The sequence below is a fragment of the Leptospira perdikensis genome, assembly GCF_004769575.1.
Taxonomy (GTDB): domain Bacteria; phylum Spirochaetota; class Leptospiria; order Leptospirales; family Leptospiraceae; genus Leptospira_A; species Leptospira_A perdikensis.
This window is the reverse complement of the sequence record NZ_RQGA01000003.1, coordinates 529,563-548,004: the sequence shown is the minus strand read 5'-3', so window position 1 is coordinate 548,004 and position 18,442 is coordinate 529,563. Positions and strand designations below refer to the sequence as shown.

The following is an 18,442-nucleotide window of genomic DNA, read 5'->3' as shown; positions in this document are numbered from 1 at the left end:
AAAGAATGAGGCATTTAGCTGAGATTCGAGGCGCCCAAAGTGAAAACATAAGTGGCAAATCCATGGATTTACTTGAACTTTATGGTATTTTTTGTAGTCTTAAAGATAAATACAAAGTTATTATTTTTAAAATTAAGAACCACTATGGCAAATTCAAAAACGTTAACATCCAATGACTGGCTCTCCCTCACTTCCTTTCTCGTTTTGATCGGAGTGGTCGTCGCACCCATTGGCGAAGGACTCCTCGTCACGATCGCTGTTGTGTTCTTAGCTGCAGGAATTTCGAGTGCTGTGCATAGTGCCGAAGTCATCGCAGAAAGAGTGGGGCCGGCACTCGGAACTTTGATTTTAGCCATCTCTGTAACGGTGATTGAAGTCGCTCTCATCGTAAGTCTTATGAGTAATGACACAGTCGATTCACCACAGATTGCCAGAGACACAGTTTTTGCAGCCCTTATGATTGTCACAAACGGGATCATTGGAATCTGTATTTTGTTAGGTGGTTTGAAACATAAGGAGTTGGGATTTCAGTCAGTAGGTACAACAGCTTTACTCGGAGTCCTTGCCGTACTTTCTACGCTCACATTGATTTTGCCTTTGTATACAACTTCTACCAATAAAGGAACTTATAGCGCAGGCCAACTTATCTTTGTTTCTTTAGCTTCTCTTGTTTTATACGGATCTCTTGTTTGGTCACAAACGAAATCTCATAAGAATTTTTTCGCTGCTTCGGAGGGAGAGGGATCACAAACAGAACTAACAAAAACCAGACCAAGTCAAAAAAGAGCGATTACTAGTTTCATCTCTCTTCTGTTTTCACTTGTTGCCGTTGTTGGATTGTCAAAAATCCTAAGCCCTACCATTGAACACACAATCGCAGCACTCGGTGCACCAAAGGCTGTAGTTGGGATTGTCATTGCGATTTTAGTATTGGCACCAGAAACTTTGGCCGCCATGAATGCTGCAAAAATTAATGAACTACAAACCAGTTTGAACTTAGCACTGGGTTCGGGGGCTGCAAGTATTGCACTGACGATCCCTGCAGTAAGTTTGTATTCGCTTCTATTTGATAAACCATTAACACTCGGTTTGGATACAAAAGGAATTGTCTTTCTTATGGTAACCTTTCTTGCGGGAAGTTTTACCTTTGGATCAGGAAGGACCACATCCCTTCATGGTCTCATCCACTTGGTGATCATGGCTTCCTTTTTAGCAATTTCTCTTATGCCGTAAGTGTTTGGTTAACTTCCGCAAACCAAACAGCCTTCTTCCATAGAACAGGACTCACCAACAAACTCAGACTCCACTTCTTTTTTGTTAGTTGGTCCTGGAATGGTCAATTCAATATCTTTAACAATATTTTCTTTGTTTTTTTCCACAGTGAATTGGATGGCCTGGGTTGCCGCTTTAGTTCGTAAGTAATACATTCCCGTTTTTAAACCTTGTTTCCAAGCGTAAAAATGCATGGAAGAAAGTTTGGAAACCGTCGGACTTTCCACAAACAAGTTTAAGGATTGGGACTGACAAATAAAAGCACCACGGTCCCTCGCCATATCGATGAGTGACCTTTGTTTCATTTCCCAAACCGTTTTGTAAATTTCTTTGAGCGAATCGGGAATAGAAGGAATGGATTGGATACTACCACCGGCTTCGATGATTTGGTTTTTCATTTCTGAATTCCATAACCCAAGCTCAATTAGATCATGTAACAAATGTTTATTGACTATGATAAATTCGCCACTGAGAACTCGTCTAGAATAGATATTGGATGTATAAGGTTCGAAACATTCATTGTTTCCTAAAATTTGAGATGTGGATGCTGTTGGCATTGGTGCGACAAGAAGGGAATTCCTCGTTCCAAATTGAATGACTTCTTTCCGTAATGAATCAAAATCCCAACGGCCTGTTGGTTTGACATTCCATAAATCAAATTGAAAAATTCCTTTTGAGAGAGGAGAACCTGGAAAACTCGGATAAGTTCCTTCTTCCTTTGCTAAATCTTTACTGGCTGTCATCGCTGCAAAGTAGATGGTTTCAAAAATTTCTATATTGAGTTTTTTTGCTGCATCACTTTCGTAAGACATTCGCAATTGAATGAAAACATCGGCAAGGCCCTGTACACCAATACCAATCGGTCGGTGTTTTAAATTGGAATTTTTGGCTTCAGGAACAGGATAATAATTTTCATCAATAATACGATTTAAGTTAACCGTCATTTGATAAACAATTTCATATAAGGTATCAAATAAAAACTTACCATTGGAAACAAACTTCGGCAAGGCGACAGACGCTAAATTACATACAGCCACTTCATCGGGGCTTGTGAATTCTAAAATTTCAGTACAAAGATTGCTACTTTTGATGGTTCCTAAATTTTTCTGATTACTTTTGGAATTGGCTGCGTCTTTGTATAACAAATATGGAGTTCCTGTTTCAATTTGTGATTCCACAATAGCAAACCAAAGTTCTTGGGCTTTGACTTTGGTTCGTGCTCGCCCTTCCCTTTCATACTGTTCGTAGAGTTCGACAAACTCATCGCCGTATACATCAGAAAGACCAGGAGCTTCATTGGGACAAAACAAACTCCAGTCACCACCCTCTTCCACTCGTTTCATAAATAAGTCAGAGATCCAAAGAGCATAAAATAAATCACGAGCTCGCATTTCTTCTTTGCCATGGTTTTTCTTTAATTCCAAAAAAGGAAAAATATCAGCATGCCATGGTTCTAAGTATATAGCAAAGGCACCTTTTCGTTTTCCACCACCTTGGTCCACGTATCGTGCTGTATCATTAAATACACGTAACATGGGAATAATGCCGTTACTCGTTCCGTTGGTGCCACCAATATAAGAACCTGTCGCCCGGATATTATGAATGGAAAGACCGATCCCACCAGCACTCTGTGAAATTTTTGCGGTTTGTTTTAGAGTGTCATAGATTCCATCGATGCTATCGTCTTTCATTGTAAGAAGAAAACAGCTACTCATCTGCGGTTTGGGAGTCCCTGCATTAAAAAGAGTCGGAGTCGCATGAGTGAACCAACGTTCGCTCATTAGATTATAAGTTTTGATGACGTCCTCGATTCGATCTTTGTGAATTCCAATGGCCACACGCATGTACATATGTTGCGGACGTTCCACGATTTTCCCATCAAGCTTCAGTAGGTAGGATTTTTCCAGAGTTCGGAATCCAAAATAATCAAACCCAAAGTCTCTATCATAAATGATGGAACTATCCAAAAGTTCTGAATGTTTTTTGACAATTCCCCATACATCCTCAGCAATGAGTGGCATTGTTTTGCCGGTTTTGGGATCTACATAGGAATACAATCGTTCCATGGTTTCTGAAAAAGATTTTGTCGTGTTTTTGTGGAGATTACTCACGGCTATCCTACTGGCAAGGAGAGCGTAGTCTGGGTGTTTGGTGGTAAGAGATGCAGCAATTTCTGAGGCCAAATTGTCTAATTCTGAAGTACTCACGCCATCATAAATACCTTCGATTACTTTTTTCGCGACATCGATAGGACTTACCAAACGACTGAGTCCATAGGATAATTTTTCAATCCGAGCTGTGACTTTATCAAATTTTACTGATTCTTGTTTTCCATTTCTTTTGAGTACAAACATATAATTTCCTTTTAAAAAATCTAAAAATCTTCGTTCAGTGAGAAAGTAAAACTTTGGTCTGAGTTGAGAACTCCCGCTTTCTGGTAATCACCCACTCGTTTTTCAAAAAAATTAGTTTTACCTTGTAAGGAAATCATCTCCATAAAATCAAAAGGATTGGAGGAATAGTATAGTTTTTCAAATCCAAGTTCAATGAGCCAACGATCGGCCACAAATTCAATGTACTGTTGCATTAGTTTTGCATTCATCCCTATGAGATCCACTGACAAAGATTCTGTGATGAATTCTTTTTCAATGTTCACTGCATCAGCAAATATTTCATACACACGGTCAGCACTAGGTTTGTTTTCTAACATTCTAAAAAGAATACAGGCAAACTCACAATGTAAGGCTTCATCACGGCTAATCAATTCATTGGAAAAACTAAGACCAGGAAGGAGCCCACGTTTTTTCATCCAAAAAATGGCACAAAAACTTCCGCTGAAAAAAATACCTTCCACAGCAGCAAAAGCAAGTAAACGTTCTGCAAAATTTCCTTCACCTATCCAACGTAAGGCCCATTCTGATTTTTTTTGAACTGCAGGAATAGTTTCTATCGAATGAAATAATCTATTTTTTTCTTTTGGGTCTTTGATGTAGGTATCGATTAGAAGGGAATAGGTTTCCGAATGAATATTTTCCATCATAATCTGGAATCCGTAAAAACACCTAACTTCAGGAAGCTGAACTTCTCGCATAAAGTTTACTGCTAAGTTTTCATTCACAATCCCGTCGCTTGCTGCAAAAAAAGCTAAAACATTACTCAAAAAAAAACGTTCGTTATCCGAAAGAGAATTCCAATCATCTAGATCGCTACTCAAATCGATTTCTTCCGCCGTCCAAAAGGATGCCTGTTGTTTTTTATACATCTCCCAAATTTTAGGAAACTTGATAGGAAGGATCACAAAACGATCCTTATTTTCTTTTAACAATACTTCTGATTGATAATCCATGACTAAATCTCCGTTAGTCGGGACACAACATCTTATTTTTGGAGAAGGTGTGGGTATCCCGGTAGCAATAGTCCGGGGCCCTGAAAAAAATTTTCGGTACAGATGATCGTTTACGGGCGATTCATATGTGGGAAGATCCGACTTTCCTTATCTGAAGTAAGATAAGAATTTACGGTTGCGCCGTCAGTTGAGGAGTTTCACCTCATTCCTCCCGGAATAGAATCTAAAGAAATCCAAAGAGACATATTTTGTCAATGGATTTAAACCAAAGAAAAGCCAAAAAAAGACCTGAACTAAAGAATGGATTAAGTGACGATTCGCAAACACTTAATGAATTACTTCTATCAATATTTTGATTTAGAAAACAAAGAATGGATTCCAATATTTAGTTTTCATTCTGGATTGATTCACCAAAGATTTCCTTTATGAATCTTATTTATGTTTCCATCTTAGTGATGATTTTCCTTATCCTTGCTCTTTTACATTTTCTTTGGTCCATTGGAATCCTTTGGGGATTTGAAGTGGCCCTGCCAAGGAAAAAGGATGGAAGTTTTCTATTTTATCCAAAAAGAATTGATAGTTTTATCGTTGGACTTTTTTTGCTTCTACTTTCCAGTTTTTACTTCACACTGACTGGCATTATACAGCCGTTATTGGACTCGCAAATCTATAAAATAGGCTGTTGGTTCACAACCGTTATTTTTGGAATTCGTGCTATTGGAGATTTTAATTATTTAGGTTTTACGAAACGCATTAAAAACAAAGAATTTGCATACTTTGATACAATTCTATTTTCTCCACTTTGCCTTTTGATTTCTTTACTGACTTATCTGGTTCAAAGTGGATTATAAAAATTCTATATTCTTAATGGTTATCGATTATAGGAAGGTCTTAAATCTTTTTCAATATAACCTTTGTGATTTATTGGTTTATCTTAAACTAAATTTCTGTAGATTGTTGACATCAGTTCAGCAAGAATGATTGGTTTTTTAACACATCCATTCATACCATTTTCTAAATATTCATTTAATTGGGAGTCCATACTATTCGCAGTGATCGCAATGATCGGTATGTCTCGATAGGAATCAGCACGTTTTCGAATTAGTTTTGTTGCTTCCATTCCATCCAATACAGGCATCTGGATATCCATAAGGATCATATCAAACCGATCATCCACACGACCAAGAGATTCATCTAATAAGTGAATGGCTTCAAGTCCATTGGATGCAACATTTACTTTTATGTTTTCTTTCTGGCATACTTTAACTATAAATTTCTGATTGAGCAAATTATCTTCTACTATCAAAATATGAAACTTTTTATCATCCCCGATTAGTTTAGGATTCATATTGTCTAATAACATTTCTTTTTGATCCGTTTTTTGATATGGGATTGTAAATTGAAAAGTAGAACCAACATTCAAAACACTTTTCACTTCAATTTCCCCACCCATTAAATTAACAAGTTGTTTGGAAATATAAAGACCAAGGCCAGAACCTTCAAATTTTTTAGTACGAGAATCTTCTAACTGAACAAACCGATTGAATAATTTAGGAATATTCTCTTCAGAAATGCCAATCCCTGTATCTTTTACTTGAAACACAATATCCCTTTTATCCACGCTGAATCTCACTTCCAAGGATAGAGTTCCAGTAAAGGTGAATTTAAGGGCATTCCCGATAAGATTAATTAATATTTGTCTGAGGCGATTTTCATCAACGAGTATATAAAGGTTTGGATCCAAATCTGAAACATTCACATCAAACTTCAGATTTTTTTTCTGTGCATCTGTTGAAAACAATTGGATCAGGTCCTTACATAACTTGTTCACATTTGTTGGCCTTGGGATCATTTCCAACTTTTTGTTTTCTAATTTAGCGACATCTAACACATCATTGATAATTGTTAAAAGCGATAGAACCGATTTTTTTGCGTTATCTACATAGTCTTTTTGTTCCAAATCTATCGGGGTTTGTTCTAATAAAGTCAACATTCCGAGTACCCCATTCATCGGTGTACGAATTTCATGACTCATGTTTGCCAAAAATTCCGATTTAACGCTATTGGCTTTTTCCAACTCAAAAGTTCTTTTTTCCACAATGTTTTGAATGCTTTTTTCTTTTCCCATGATGATGAGAAGAAGAATTCCGAGTAACCCTGTGAGTAAGGAAGAAATGATTAAGAGAAAACGAGAAGCATTGGTAAGATTTTTTTGAAAATATTCTTTTGTTGCTGTCGTTTTTATATTCAAAATATGAGAACCAATCGTTATCTGATGTTCATAAGAAAAATCTGAAAAAATCTTTTCTTCCATATTGGAACATTCTTTTGAAAAAATATTCATATTAGATGATTTGTTGACTTCTTCAATTTTGATACATAAATCGTGCTGATCATTTCCAACCAATGTATTATCAACGATAGTTGCAATTCGAATGATCGCAGTAGCAAATCCAGATTCTCCATTTAGTCTCTTCACTGGATAAAGAATTAAAAAACCAGAGTTATTTTCTCTATTTTGAATCAAACTGATTTTACCAGTCATCTCAATCCCTTGTTTTTCCGTTGCGAGGAGTAATGCTTCTTTGCGAGTTGGGTCGGAAAACAAGTTATATCCAACAGCCAGATGGTTTTCATCATATGGATATATATATTTGATATACACATACTCTTTGTTTACAGGTGAAGGTAACATTTTTTTATCTTCTCGTATCGATATCCCGATTGAATCTGGATAATCAAGTTTTAACTCAACTTCACTTGCTGGGCGAGAGGAATGTCGAAGGTAAGAGTTCCAAGATAATGCTGTCACACTATCAGATTCTTCCATAATTTCTTTTGAGAATTCATCAAAGTAGTTACGATTTAAATTCCCAACTAATGATATAAAGGAACCTAGAGCTTTCACAACTCTAATGTTTTCCGATAACTGATTGGTTATTCCAGTGGAAACAATATGACCATCCGACTTAATTCGATAGTTGATGAATTCTTTTTCCCAGTTTCTTGTCAGAAAAAAAATGGATAAGGTGAAAATAAAAGTACTCATTGTAGCAGAAGAAAAAATAATTAATCGTAATAGTTTCTCTTCACCTTTGTACCACTTCCAAATGAGAATCAGTAAAGGAGTAAAAATGATAATCCCAATGGAATCGCCCATCCACCAGGTAAGCCATGTTTGAAAAAGAAATTCAAAATAAATAATCTTAAAATAATATAAAGACAAACTGCCAATGACAGAAGAAATGAATGCGGTTACTGGACCGGCAAAAGCAAAAAAAACTAATATCTCATGGACTTGAAAGATATTCAAACTTGGATCCGAATATTTTTTCAAAAGATAAGCACCCAAAACAGCTGAAGTTGAATTACCAAGTGAAATTGTTATATTTTGCGGATTGGCAATTAGAAACTCCATCCAAGTTTCAGAGGTAGGGAGGTGTGTTGTATTGGTAAGGTAGGCACCCAAAAATAATGCAAGCCAAACTCGATTTCCAAACAACAAAACAAATCCAAGGGCTAGGCCCGCTGGTGGCCAAACAGGAGTGCTGTATCCATCAATGGAAGACAAATTGAGACTCAATTTTCCAACAATTAGATAGAGAAGGAATACCAATACCAGGAGAAGGAACTCTCCGCCGATTTTTTTGATAGAAGCATTCCAGGAAGGCATATAGGTTTAAAGACGATTTAAATCAGAAGAAAAAGAAATAAATTCATACCTATCTCGTCGGAAATGAATAAATTTTCCTCCGAGGCGAAAAGTTTCGTACTAACTGCACCACTTAAAATGATGTCTCTTCTGTTCGATTCATACGATATGTTTGTGAACTTGGATCACTCAAACAACCACTTTGATAGAGATTACCTTCAAAAATCAAATTTTATTGGAACTGATTTTTCTAGACTAATTCCCAATTTGATGAGGAATGTAAGATAATGAAAACTTACCAAATATATGCGTTCATATCCATGTTCTTTGCCGGAATCACAGCGGTAGTGGCAAAAACTGGACTGAAAAACGTTAGTGCAGATACGGGGCTTGCAGTTAGGACTTGTTTTGTTTTTGTGTTGGTCTGGCTTAATGTATTTGTATTCAATCAAACTAAAGATTTTTCAAATCTTACTTTTAAAGACATTTTATTTTTAGGAATTTCAGCTTTAACAACAACGATATCATGGATATTTTATTACCGAGCTATAAAAATTGGAGATGTTTCGGAAGTAACACTGATCGATAAAGCTAGTATCCTAATCACAATTTCACTTTCTATTTTATTATTAAACGAACAATTTACTTGGAAAATCCTTTTGGGAACAATATTCATGATGAGTGGACTTCTCATTTTAACTTGGAAATAACAAATGATTTTGAAAATAATATTTTTATTTTTCGCAACCATACTCGCATTTTGGATTAGCGCCATTTGTGGAGGTGGTGCAAGTTTAATCTTAATCCCAATATTAAATTTATTTTTACCAAGTTCCTTTATTCCATTTTCAATCACAATTGGAACATTAACAAGTTCAGCTTCTCGAGTCGTAGTATTCAAAAAACATATTTACTGGAAAGTTTTCATTTGGTTCGTTCCATTTTCAATTCCTGCAGTTCTTTTAGGGGGTTGGTTAATGAAATATATAAACCCTCTATATCTACAAGTAATTGTTGGTTTGTTGTTACTTGCGAATGTTCCAGAATTATTTAAATCAAAACGAGAACAAAAAGAAGAGGAAAAACCCTATCCAAACTTCATATTAGCCTTTGTTGGATTTTTTGCAGGTTTTATTTCAGGGATCACAGGCGCCATCGGGCTTTTGTTCAATCGTTTCTATTTACGTTACGGATTGACAAAAGAAGAAATTGTAGCGACGCGAGCAGCAAATGAAATATTTCTTCATTCCATTAAATTATTCATCTATTTACTTTTTGGTTTATATTCAGAGAATGCTTTGTTACTTGGAATTGTTATTGCCATAGCAGCCATTGTATCTTCATATTCGGTGAAATTTATTTTACCTTATTTAAGCGAATATTTATTTCGGAAGATTGGATATGGTGCAATGGTTATTTCTGGATTATTTTTGTTGATCAGCACATCACAAAACATTATCCAAAAAGAAAATGTTTCAGTCATAAAAAATCAACATAATGAAACCACAATGAATTGGAGAAATAGTAGTTTTGTATTAGAATTTGCAATTGACGAAGGTTTTGAAATTGAAAGGCAAATCCAACCAAATGAATTACCTCCAGAGTATAAGTCTAAATACGATCAGCTAATAAATCAATATGACCAAGTTTTCTTGGAAATCGTATATAGAATTGGTTCTAACGTAAGTTATGAATTTTATTGTTACAAAAACAATGAACTTACAAAAATTGAATTTAAATAGTAGAGAAAACTATATTATGGAAGAAAACATATTCAATCAACTTGCCAACAAATATGATACAAAGGAAAGAAAAGAGTTAGCAAATATCATTGTAACAGCCATCACAGAAGAGATAAAAAATCAAAAAAGAAAAACACTTTTAGATTATGGATGTGGTACTGGACTTGTAGGCCTGGAGTTATCAAATTTGGTGGATCAGATTTTATTTTTTGATTCTTCAGAACAAATGTTGGGAATCCTAAAAGAAAAGATCTCTCAAACCAAAATTACGAATGCAGAAGTCATTGATTCTGATTTAACAAAAAATCCATTGCATTTGAAAGTCGATATCATTATAGTCTCTTTAGTTCTTTTGCACGTTCCCAATACAGATCAAATACTCCAATATTTTTACTCAATATTAAATGTAGATGGAAAACTAATCATTGTCGATTTTGATAAAAATGAAACTATCAATCACCCGAAGGTTCATAACGGATTCAAACACGCGGAATTAAAAACATCACTGATCAAATTCGGATTTAAAAATATAGAAATCAAAACTTTCCATCATGGTAAAAATATTTTTATGAACCAAGATGCCTCTTTATTCATTTCAACAAGTTCAAAATAGAATCGTAGAGGCCATTGAATGAAAAATCAATTTGGTTTCATTAATGAGACTCTACATATTTTTTGAAGTTATCTAGAATTGCCTGCCATCCGCCTTGTTGCATTTCGATAGGATTCTGGTCTTCCGCATCAAATTTAACAGTTACTTCTGTTTTATTACCAACGGTTTCTAATGCAACTGAGGCTTTTCTGCCATCTTCCATTGTATAGGTAAATGATTTTTGATCGACAATATTGTCATAGGTTGCTTCAAACTCAAAGCCAAAACTTCCGTCCTTAGCTTCCATTCTTGCACTATACTTTCCCCCGACACGTAGATCGTTTTTCGCCCAAGGACATTGCCAATCATCAGCAGCAAAGTTCCAATGGATGATATGTTCTGGTTGGGTGTAATAGTCCCAAACTTTTTTATTGTCGGCGCTGATGGTGGATTGAACGGTAATTTGGTTGGGTTTCATTTCCTAGAAATTAATTTGGATGATAAAAAGTTGGAAAGCATTTTCTTTTGCCCTCCGAGGTAGATTTGGATAAAAATTCAACCCTACCCTGCGACATTCATAATCTTTCCTGACTGTTCAATAGGAATAAAAAGGATTTGTAAAAGTTTGCAGAAACCACAAACCCTCAAATGTTCTTATTTTATCTCCTTTCGGCAATTTCTTTTACGATATCTAAACACTGGTTCCAACTTTCTTCTGAATGTTTTACTTTGTCTTCTGCAGTAAATCCTATTTGGTTTAAATGAATTGTCACAATACCATCTGTTTCTGTTAGTTTATTCTCGATGATGGAATAGTTTTCAGGCAAATCTGGTAATCCAAAAAACGCGGTAAAGTAAGAGTATTTGAATGTGTAAGGTGGTTGAAAAGTAAGAATGATCCCTTTTTCTTCATACGGAGTTCCTTCCCAAACTCCTTTAAAAATCAGTGAACTTCCCTCTCTCCATTCCGAAATGGCCTCTGTGCCATACAAATACTCTTTGATGTATTTGGGTGTTGTTAGGATTTCCCAAACACGTTCTGAGTTAGATTGAATGGTTTTCGTAAGACTTAAGTTTAGTTGTTGGTTCAATTGATTTGTAGGATTCATAATTTACCTTAAAGAAATAAGATACCAGTGCTTAAAAGTTTTGGATTGTAAAAACACGACAAATCTTTAAAAAAGTGGTATGGCGATAGAAAAAGGGAAACCAACCCGCGGAGTTTTACGCCAAAACAAAGCAAACTTGGTAGCAAAACACAATAGGTATTTTGCAAATACAAAATTAGATTATTTTATTGAGCATTATTGGACTGTTAGTTGGGACTTAACCGACCAAGAACCTTATCTTGCAGAAACTCTTCCTTACCCTAGTGTACATATTGTATTTGAAAAAGAAAATTCAAAGATATTTGGTGTTACGCGAGGAAGGTTTTCCACTCTTTTGAAAGGTAAAGGTTCTGTATTCGGAATTAAATTTAGGCCAGGAGGTTTTTATCCATTCTTTCAACAATTTGTCTCTAACCTCACTGATAAAACCGTTCCAATTTCTGAACTAACAAAAGAAGATATCCTACCCTTAGAAAAGGAAATCTTTCAAAAAGAAGACGAAGAGAGTCGGATCAACATCGTTGAAACTTGGTTGGAGAAAATCCTTCCTGAACCCGATCCCAAAATTCCCTTGATCAACACCATCATCGATAAAATCAAAGAAGATAGGGCCATTCAATCGGTAGAACAAATTACAAAATTATATTCAATCAAACTTCGTAACTTACAAAGACTCTTTCAGGAGTATGTGGGAGTTAGTCCCAAATGGGTCATCCAACGATTTCGTATCCAGGAAGTGGCGGAACGAATGGAAAAAGAAAAAACGATTCAGTTTGCAGATTTGGCCCTTGATTTGGGATATTATGACCAGGCACATTTTATCAAAGATTTTAAAAACACAATCGGCCTAAGTCCGGAGGAATATTTGAAAACGATTTCTTAAATCAAATCTGTAGTCCCATTTATTTTAAAAAATACATATTGGTGCCAAAAATATATTTGTTTGAATCTACCTATATGATTAATTTTTAAATATGAATCGATATTACTTTTTAATTTTCATAACAAGTTTTCTCATTTCCGTAAACCTCCAAGCTCTTGAAAACGAAGATGATCATTTAGATAGATGTTTAGAACTTGCCACTAATGGAAGTGAATATGGCTTTCGAGAACCAACAAGTATTGAGGGAATCACATGTTTAGGTTTATCTAAAAATCCCAAATACATTCCTGCACTTGCCTCTCTTTTAAAAAAAGAAAGTAGTGATCATGTTCGTTTTACAGTGATTCGTGCTCTAAGTTGGATGGAAACAGAAGAAGTCACCAAATATCTATTAATGACTATCCAGGAAGATAGTTATTATCATGCAAAGTATTGTGCTGCCTTGGCATTTGAAACCATCCCAGACAAACGTGCCATTCCTGTGTTAGAAAAATACATTCATAATTTGGAAAAAGGAGAAAGGTCGGCGGTAATCGTAGTTTTAGAAGGCCTATCTGGACAAGACTATTCTCATTTGCAGTTGGAAGACATCTCGGAAGATACAAACGTAAAAAAATTAACAACAAAGGCAAAAAGCGAATTTAAATTGGGTCACTATGGAAGTACGCTCCACTACATCAATAGAGCGTTAGAAATCGAACCGACAAATCAAAACAATTTATTTCTCAAAGCAAATGCACTTGTCCTCATCAAAAACTTTTATGATTCAGAAAAAATTTATACGGACCTATTAGAATCAAAATTTCCAAACAAAAGTGCAGTGTATCAAGGTCTTGGGGATTTAGAAACAGAAAAAGGAAATTTAGCAGAAGCAAACGAACATTACAAAAATGCTCTAAAGTTCAAAGATAAATCTTCAAAATAATTTCTCATTTTACCAAACAAGGAAAGAACCAACATGCATCCGATCCTAAAACAGGCTTTCGAAGTGGAAATGAACAAAGCAAAAAATCTATACAAACAATCGAAATATACAGAATCTTTTTTTCATTTAGAACGGGCTCATATTCTTGGACAAAGGTTTGTTTTTCCTCATACTTATAATCATTGGTGGATGTTAAAGGTAGGAATTCGCAAAAAAGACAAACATGAAATTTTAGGACAACTCGTACGGATCGCTGTTGCCGGGATTGGATCTTTACTCGGTCGTGCCCCAATCGGAAACACAGGCGGAGCCAATATTGGAATTATGCAGGTATTACCAATCGAGGGAGATTTGAAAGTTCTATTCGAAAGAGCAGGTGAGAACTAATCATCTTTAGGAATCTAAATCCAAAAAACGTTTTCAATGAATGATCAATGTTTGTGCCAGGGATACGGAAGGCTTGGTCACCTACCATCGTTAGATGGTTGGTGACGGGAGCGAAAGCGGACCCTGGAGTAGCCCGGTCGGTTTTAAAATCCCATCTTTCTCTTGCGTTCCATTCGAGGCACCCCCACCGTCTGCCATGTCCAAAGTATCAGAAGTTCGAACCATATACTATGCAATATTAGACAAATTGTCTGTTATAGCGAATATAGAATTTGCCGGTCTTTCGGATTTTACCAAGTTCAGTAAAAAGCAATTTGGAGGAATCAAATGGCGAATACATTATTTGAAGCAAAAGCGTCCTGGGCCGGTGGCCTAAAATTGAACCTGGAATCAAGGCAACACAAATGGGTGATTGATGAACCTGAATTTTTAGGGGGAAGTGATTTGGGAGCTAACCCCGTTGAACATCTACTAGGTGGACTTGCTTCCTGCGTTGGGGTTTTGGTTTCTGTTTTTGCGCCTGCACACCAAGTGGAATTAAAAGATTTTCAAGTGTTTGCCGAAGGAGATTTGGATTTAGATGGATTCCAAGGTTTATCGGATGTTAGGCCAGGGTTTTCCGAAATTCGTTACCGGGTGAACATTGAAAGTGATTCTCCGAAAGCAAATATCGATGCCCTTCTAACCCACATTCACAAGGTATGTCCGGTGAAGGATAGTCTTTCAGGAGTTCCTGTACTCAACCAAGTGGTCGTTGCAGGTTGATGGATTGTAGTTGGGGCACCAACGGTTTGATTCAAACATTGGTGTCCCTTTTGTTTTTTCTAACTAAAAAACATGGCTAAAGTTGACAAATACCTGCTCATCTTCTCTAGACTTTGCGTAATCGATCATGATGATGGTTGCTTGATTCCAAGCAATTCGTAAACCGATACCTCGAGAATAAGCGTAACCTTTCCAACCTAATTTATGTTCATCGTCCCAAACACGGCCGTAATCAAAAAAAGGAACTAAGTTAAAAGCAAAGAATTCAGAACCAATCCTTGCTTCTGCAAATTTCCAACGAACTTCTGTGTTACCCCAACCCATGGCTCGGCCCACAAAGCGATCTTGTTTGAAACCTCGCAGTGTCCGGAGTCCTCCAAGACCCCCAACCAATCCTTCCGTTCCCCACATATTTCTATATTCATAAAATGGAGATTCTCCATCTGTCACACCCAAACCAAACCTGTTGGCCACAACTAATTTATCAAATACCTTAGGGAAAGGGCTCCAAAAGAGTTTTGTTTGTGCAAAGTATTTTTGATAATCATATTCAGATCCAATCGCCTTTGTATGTTTTTCGTAAGTTGCCTCGGCAAAAATCCCAGAGTTTGGATCGGGTTCAAAATCTCTAGTGTCGTAAACGAGACCTATCCGAAGCGAATTCACATAACCGCCATTGTATCCTAGTATTTTTTTGCTTTCATAGTCTTCGGTTAGACGAGTTTTTCCATTGGGAACATCTGCGGTATGATCTCCACCAAGAAGTGGGTCTACACCGCGTGCCAAACGACCATCATAAGTTCTTACAATATTGTTCGAAAACTTAAAACCTGCCACAAGTCTTACTGTTCCACCCACAAAGGAACGTTCCGTACTTGCAGTGGCCATTGGTGTTTCTATGGTGTAACGATTGTACATTTTATCCGTTACCACATAACCAGGAGTTTGTGGAAATCCAGAATAACTTTTACCACCAAAACTAATTGGATCAGAACTTGTTCCAGGTCGAAAGTAAGTTAAATTATTTTCTTGGTCCATATAACTTGCATTTAAAATATGTCTTCCATCAGGTTGGTTTCTTTCCAAGTAAGATAACGGTTTCATTGTTTCTTCACCAATTCCAAAATACAACGTGGTTGGTGTGATGGTCAGAAAAAGATCAGCTCGAAGACGCCACTGCGTATCAGCAATGAATGGCATATCCAAACTCACTTGATGGTATTGGGCATTTTTATTGGTATTGAAGTACTGCGCAAAAACCCGCATACGATACGGTGTATAATAAAAAAGGGGATCGGATTTTTTTCCGTTTTCATAGATATAAGCACGAGCCCCATATCCAATCCCTTCATTTGGATCGGAATTGATCAAAGGCAAACCAGTTGGATACCAACTTTCTTTTTTGTCTTCGATGTCCTTTTTACAAAGTTGTTTGGTCGGATCCATCGGAAAGGGAAGGTTTTTTGGTGGAGGGTCTTTTTCACAACCCGCGCTGGGTATGTATTCCTGGGCAGAAAGAGAAGCCGGGATAACAAAGGAAAACCAAACGATAAAGAAAAGAACAAAGCTTAGGTTTCGGTTCATAGTTGTGCAAGTGGACACAACCCATGGACGTTACGTACGTAAGAAGATCGGTCAACCAGGAAATGAGTTCCCACTCACTTTTTATCAGAACAGAAATAACCTGGGTGTACAGGTTTTGAACATTAAAAATAGAGATCCGTTCGGTTAATTTGCCATTTCCTTGGCCATGGAGTCCAATTTGACAATGATTCCCCCGGTTGATTTGCTACTTTCTGAAATTTGTTTGGAAATTTCGACTATGTTGGTCGCGTATTCTGAAATGTTCTCCGTGATTTTTGTGGACTCTTCCGTAGCAATCTTTTGGAAATTCGTAGAATTTTCGATGGTTTTACTGGTTTCGTAAATTCGAATGTTTAGGTTATCTATGGTTTCTATCGCTTTGTCTATTTCGACAATTTTGGAACCGACCCCTGTGATTTCATCTTTGATGACTCCAATGGCAGAGTCCAATTTTCCCATCATACTCGATGAACGATTGATGAGTTCGCTACTTTCCCCAATAAGCGAAAGATTTTCTTGAATGATCTTTGATATTTCTTTGGAATTACGAGTGGTTGCAGCAGCAAGTTTAGAGATCTCTTCCGCTACTACAGCGAACCCTCGGCCATGTTCCCCCGCCCTTGCCGCTTCAATCGCTGCATTGAGAGATAACAAGTTTACTTTGTCTGCAATGTCATTGATCACAGAGACAAAATCAGAAATTTCCGTACTTTTTTCTTTAAGAATGTTAAACTTATTAATAGAAAGATGAATGTGTTCGGTTGTATCATTGGAATAACCCATAACTACATCTAAATTTTTATAAATCCTTCCGGTTCCTGTTTGAACCGTTTCATTAATGGCCTTTAAATCATTCACTGATTGAATGGATACTTCCGACTCATTATACAATGATTTGGCGATTTTATTATTTGAATCTGCTTTGGAAGATAATTCTTTTAAGGAAATAGATATTTCTGAAAGGGATGATGCTTGGTGTTCAGAAATTTGTTTTAATTCATCCGAAATAGTATCCTGATTTTTAATCTGCTGTTTCATCAAATCAATAGTTTGCAGAATGGTTTTCGCCATATTCAACAAATTATCTAAAGCCTTCTTTGCCTCTTTTTGTTTTTCAACTGCTAGGTTTAATAGGTTTCTCGTTGCCGTTGCTCCAACAGTCGCACCAATTCCTACCCAAACAAAAATAAGAAATCTTACGATGATATTACTTCTTGGACCACCAGGAATTAATTCTGGTCGTAAAGCAAACAAAACTATTTCAGATACAATAATAAGGATAAAGTTATATATAGAGGCATTACGATTGAAATACAAAACACTCAAAACAAAAGATATATAGAATGTGGCTGCAAGTTCAGTCGCACCATATATCACATATTGAAAAACCAGTAAACAAAGTGTAACACCGGTGATTGATATATAACTTGAAGCCCAATGTGTTTTGAGTTTACTAGAAAGTAAAAATCCAAAAATCAATATGGAAGTAGCCAAAACAAATTCGATAAGAATACTTTCGTAAGTAAGGTATTCGGAACCTTTTCCGGCCATTTTGATGGAAAGTGTTGCTACATTCGCAAGGGCAAGGATCGAAAGAAACGATAGAAACATACGTTTGTTGTTTCGTAACATCACTTCTGTAAAAAGATCTTCGGAAATCGTCATCACGTTTTTTGAAACAAAAAATTTAGCAAACAAACAGGGCCTTCTTTACGCGAAATTTAGATTTAGGCCATTTTTTGAGAAGCAAACCCGTTGGCAAGAAACGTCCTTTCCCATGGAGAGGGGTCCTTTTCAGGGAATGTACGAAAAAGGTTTCCTGGCTCTGAGGATTTTCCTATATCGATTCAGCGGAACTGAACAATGTTCATTGCAGTAAAAATAGGACGAAGAGAAGATCTAAATTTTCCAATAGGATTCAAATTGATAACATAACAGAGGTCCGACTGTCCTCTGTTTCAAAAATTCTTTTTTTTAGAATTTAGAATCATTTCTGCAAAAAAACACAAACTAACGGCAATCATTCTCTCCCCACAAGACAACTATTAGGCTTTTTATTGCCCATTAGAATCATCTGAAATTAAAATATACCTATTTTTCACTACAAGACCGCTTTTTCTTTGTTAGTATTTCATTAAAAACCTCAACACGATTGACACGAAATAGAATCAAAAATACAACTGTC

At 36.3% G+C, this 18,442-nt stretch carries 16 protein-coding genes; 9 read left to right on the top strand and 7 right to left on the bottom strand.

Going from position 1 to position 18,442, the window contains the following annotated elements:
• The first annotated feature begins 144 nt into the window (after positions 1–144).
• A complete protein-coding gene (locus EHQ49_RS03910; protein ID WP_135576545.1) occupies positions 145–1,233 on the top strand; it encodes a calcium:cation antiporter in 1,089 nt (362 codons plus the stop codon).
• A gap of 8 nt (positions 1,234–1,241) precedes the next feature.
• Here the strand turns inward: EHQ49_RS03910 and EHQ49_RS03905 are convergent, their stop codons facing one another.
• Complete coding sequence (locus EHQ49_RS03905) at positions 1,242–3,626, bottom strand: ribonucleoside-diphosphate reductase subunit alpha (protein ID WP_135576544.1); 2,385 nt, start codon at positions 3,624–3,626, stop codon at positions 1,242–1,244.
• Positions 3,627–3,646: 20 nt separating this feature from the next.
• Complete coding sequence (locus EHQ49_RS03900) at positions 3,647–4,618, bottom strand: ribonucleotide-diphosphate reductase subunit beta (protein ID WP_135576542.1); 972 nt, start codon at positions 4,616–4,618, stop codon at positions 3,647–3,649.
• Positions 4,619–5,043: 425 nt separating this feature from the next.
• On the opposite strand from EHQ49_RS03900, the gene EHQ49_RS03895 reads away from it, so the two are divergent.
• Positions 5,044–5,469, top strand: coding sequence for a DUF3995 domain-containing protein (locus EHQ49_RS03895; protein WP_135576539.1), 426 nt, complete (start codon positions 5,044–5,046; stop codon positions 5,467–5,469).
• 83 nt (positions 5,470–5,552) lie between these two features.
• Here EHQ49_RS03895 and EHQ49_RS03890 read toward each other — a convergent pair whose 3' ends face one another.
• Positions 5,553–8,291: an ATP-binding protein gene (locus tag EHQ49_RS03890; protein WP_135576537.1), complete on the bottom strand. Its 2,739-nt coding sequence runs from the start codon at positions 8,289–8,291 to the stop codon at positions 5,553–5,555.
• A 266-nt stretch (positions 8,292–8,557) separates the two neighbouring features.
• Between EHQ49_RS03890 and EHQ49_RS03885 the strand changes: the two genes are divergently transcribed.
• The 3 genes from EHQ49_RS03885 to EHQ49_RS03875 are packed head-to-tail and all read left to right on the top strand — an operon-like array spanning position 8,558 to position 10,625.
• Positions 8,558–8,980 carry an EamA family transporter gene (locus EHQ49_RS03885; RefSeq protein WP_135576535.1) on the top strand — a complete coding sequence of 141 codons (423 nt, stop codon included), beginning with the start codon at positions 8,558–8,560 and terminating at the stop codon, positions 8,978–8,980.
• Positions 8,981–8,983: 3 nt separating this feature from the next.
• Entirely contained in the window at positions 8,984–10,012 is a 1,029-nt protein-coding gene (locus EHQ49_RS03880; protein WP_135576533.1) for a sulfite exporter TauE/SafE family protein, read from the top strand.
• Positions 10,013–10,028: 16 nt separating this feature from the next.
• Positions 10,029–10,625 (top strand): class I SAM-dependent methyltransferase, encoded by a 597-nt coding sequence (locus tag EHQ49_RS03875; RefSeq protein WP_135576531.1) that lies wholly within the window; start codon positions 10,029–10,031, stop codon positions 10,623–10,625.
• A gap of 40 nt (positions 10,626–10,665) precedes the next feature.
• Here the strand turns inward: EHQ49_RS03875 and EHQ49_RS03870 are convergent, their stop codons facing one another.
• The gene (locus EHQ49_RS03870; protein WP_135576529.1) at positions 10,666–11,082 is read right to left on the bottom strand and encodes an SRPBCC family protein; all 417 of its coding nucleotides are present in this window, start codon (positions 11,080–11,082) and stop codon (positions 10,666–10,668) included.
• Between the two features lie 181 nt (positions 11,083–11,263).
• Positions 11,264–11,713: an SRPBCC family protein gene (locus EHQ49_RS03865; protein WP_135576527.1), complete on the bottom strand. Its 450-nt coding sequence runs from the start codon at positions 11,711–11,713 to the stop codon at positions 11,264–11,266.
• A gap of 79 nt (positions 11,714–11,792) precedes the next feature.
• On the opposite strand from EHQ49_RS03865, the gene EHQ49_RS03860 reads away from it, so the two are divergent.
• From EHQ49_RS03860 to EHQ49_RS03845, 4 genes are all read left to right on the top strand, one after another.
• Positions 11,793–12,596: an AraC family transcriptional regulator gene (locus EHQ49_RS03860; RefSeq protein ID WP_135576525.1), complete on the top strand. Its 804-nt coding sequence runs from the start codon at positions 11,793–11,795 to the stop codon at positions 12,594–12,596.
• A 91-nt stretch (positions 12,597–12,687) separates the two neighbouring features.
• Positions 12,688–13,521, top strand: a complete 834-nt coding sequence (locus tag EHQ49_RS03855) for a HEAT repeat domain-containing protein (protein WP_135576523.1) — start codon at positions 12,688–12,690, stop codon at positions 13,519–13,521.
• 33 nt (positions 13,522–13,554) lie between these two features.
• Positions 13,555–13,908, top strand: coding sequence for a DUF3703 domain-containing protein (locus tag EHQ49_RS03850; RefSeq protein WP_135576520.1), 354 nt, complete (start codon positions 13,555–13,557; stop codon positions 13,906–13,908).
• Positions 13,909–14,235: 327 nt separating this feature from the next.
• Positions 14,236–14,673 (top strand): OsmC family protein, encoded by a 438-nt coding sequence (locus EHQ49_RS03845; RefSeq protein WP_135576518.1) that lies wholly within the window; start codon positions 14,236–14,238, stop codon positions 14,671–14,673.
• Positions 14,674–14,736: 63 nt separating this feature from the next.
• On the opposite strand, the gene omp85 is transcribed toward EHQ49_RS03845, so the two are convergent.
• Both omp85 and EHQ49_RS03835 read right to left on the bottom strand, forming a co-directional pair.
• Positions 14,737–16,257: an Omp85 family outer membrane protein gene (omp85, locus tag EHQ49_RS03840; protein ID WP_135576516.1), complete on the bottom strand. Its 1,521-nt coding sequence runs from the start codon at positions 16,255–16,257 to the stop codon at positions 14,737–14,739.
• A gap of 144 nt (positions 16,258–16,401) precedes the next feature.
• Entirely contained in the window at positions 16,402–17,955 is a 1,554-nt protein-coding gene (locus EHQ49_RS03835; protein WP_135576514.1) for a methyl-accepting chemotaxis protein, read from the bottom strand.
• Positions 17,956–18,442: the final 487 nt, after the last annotated feature.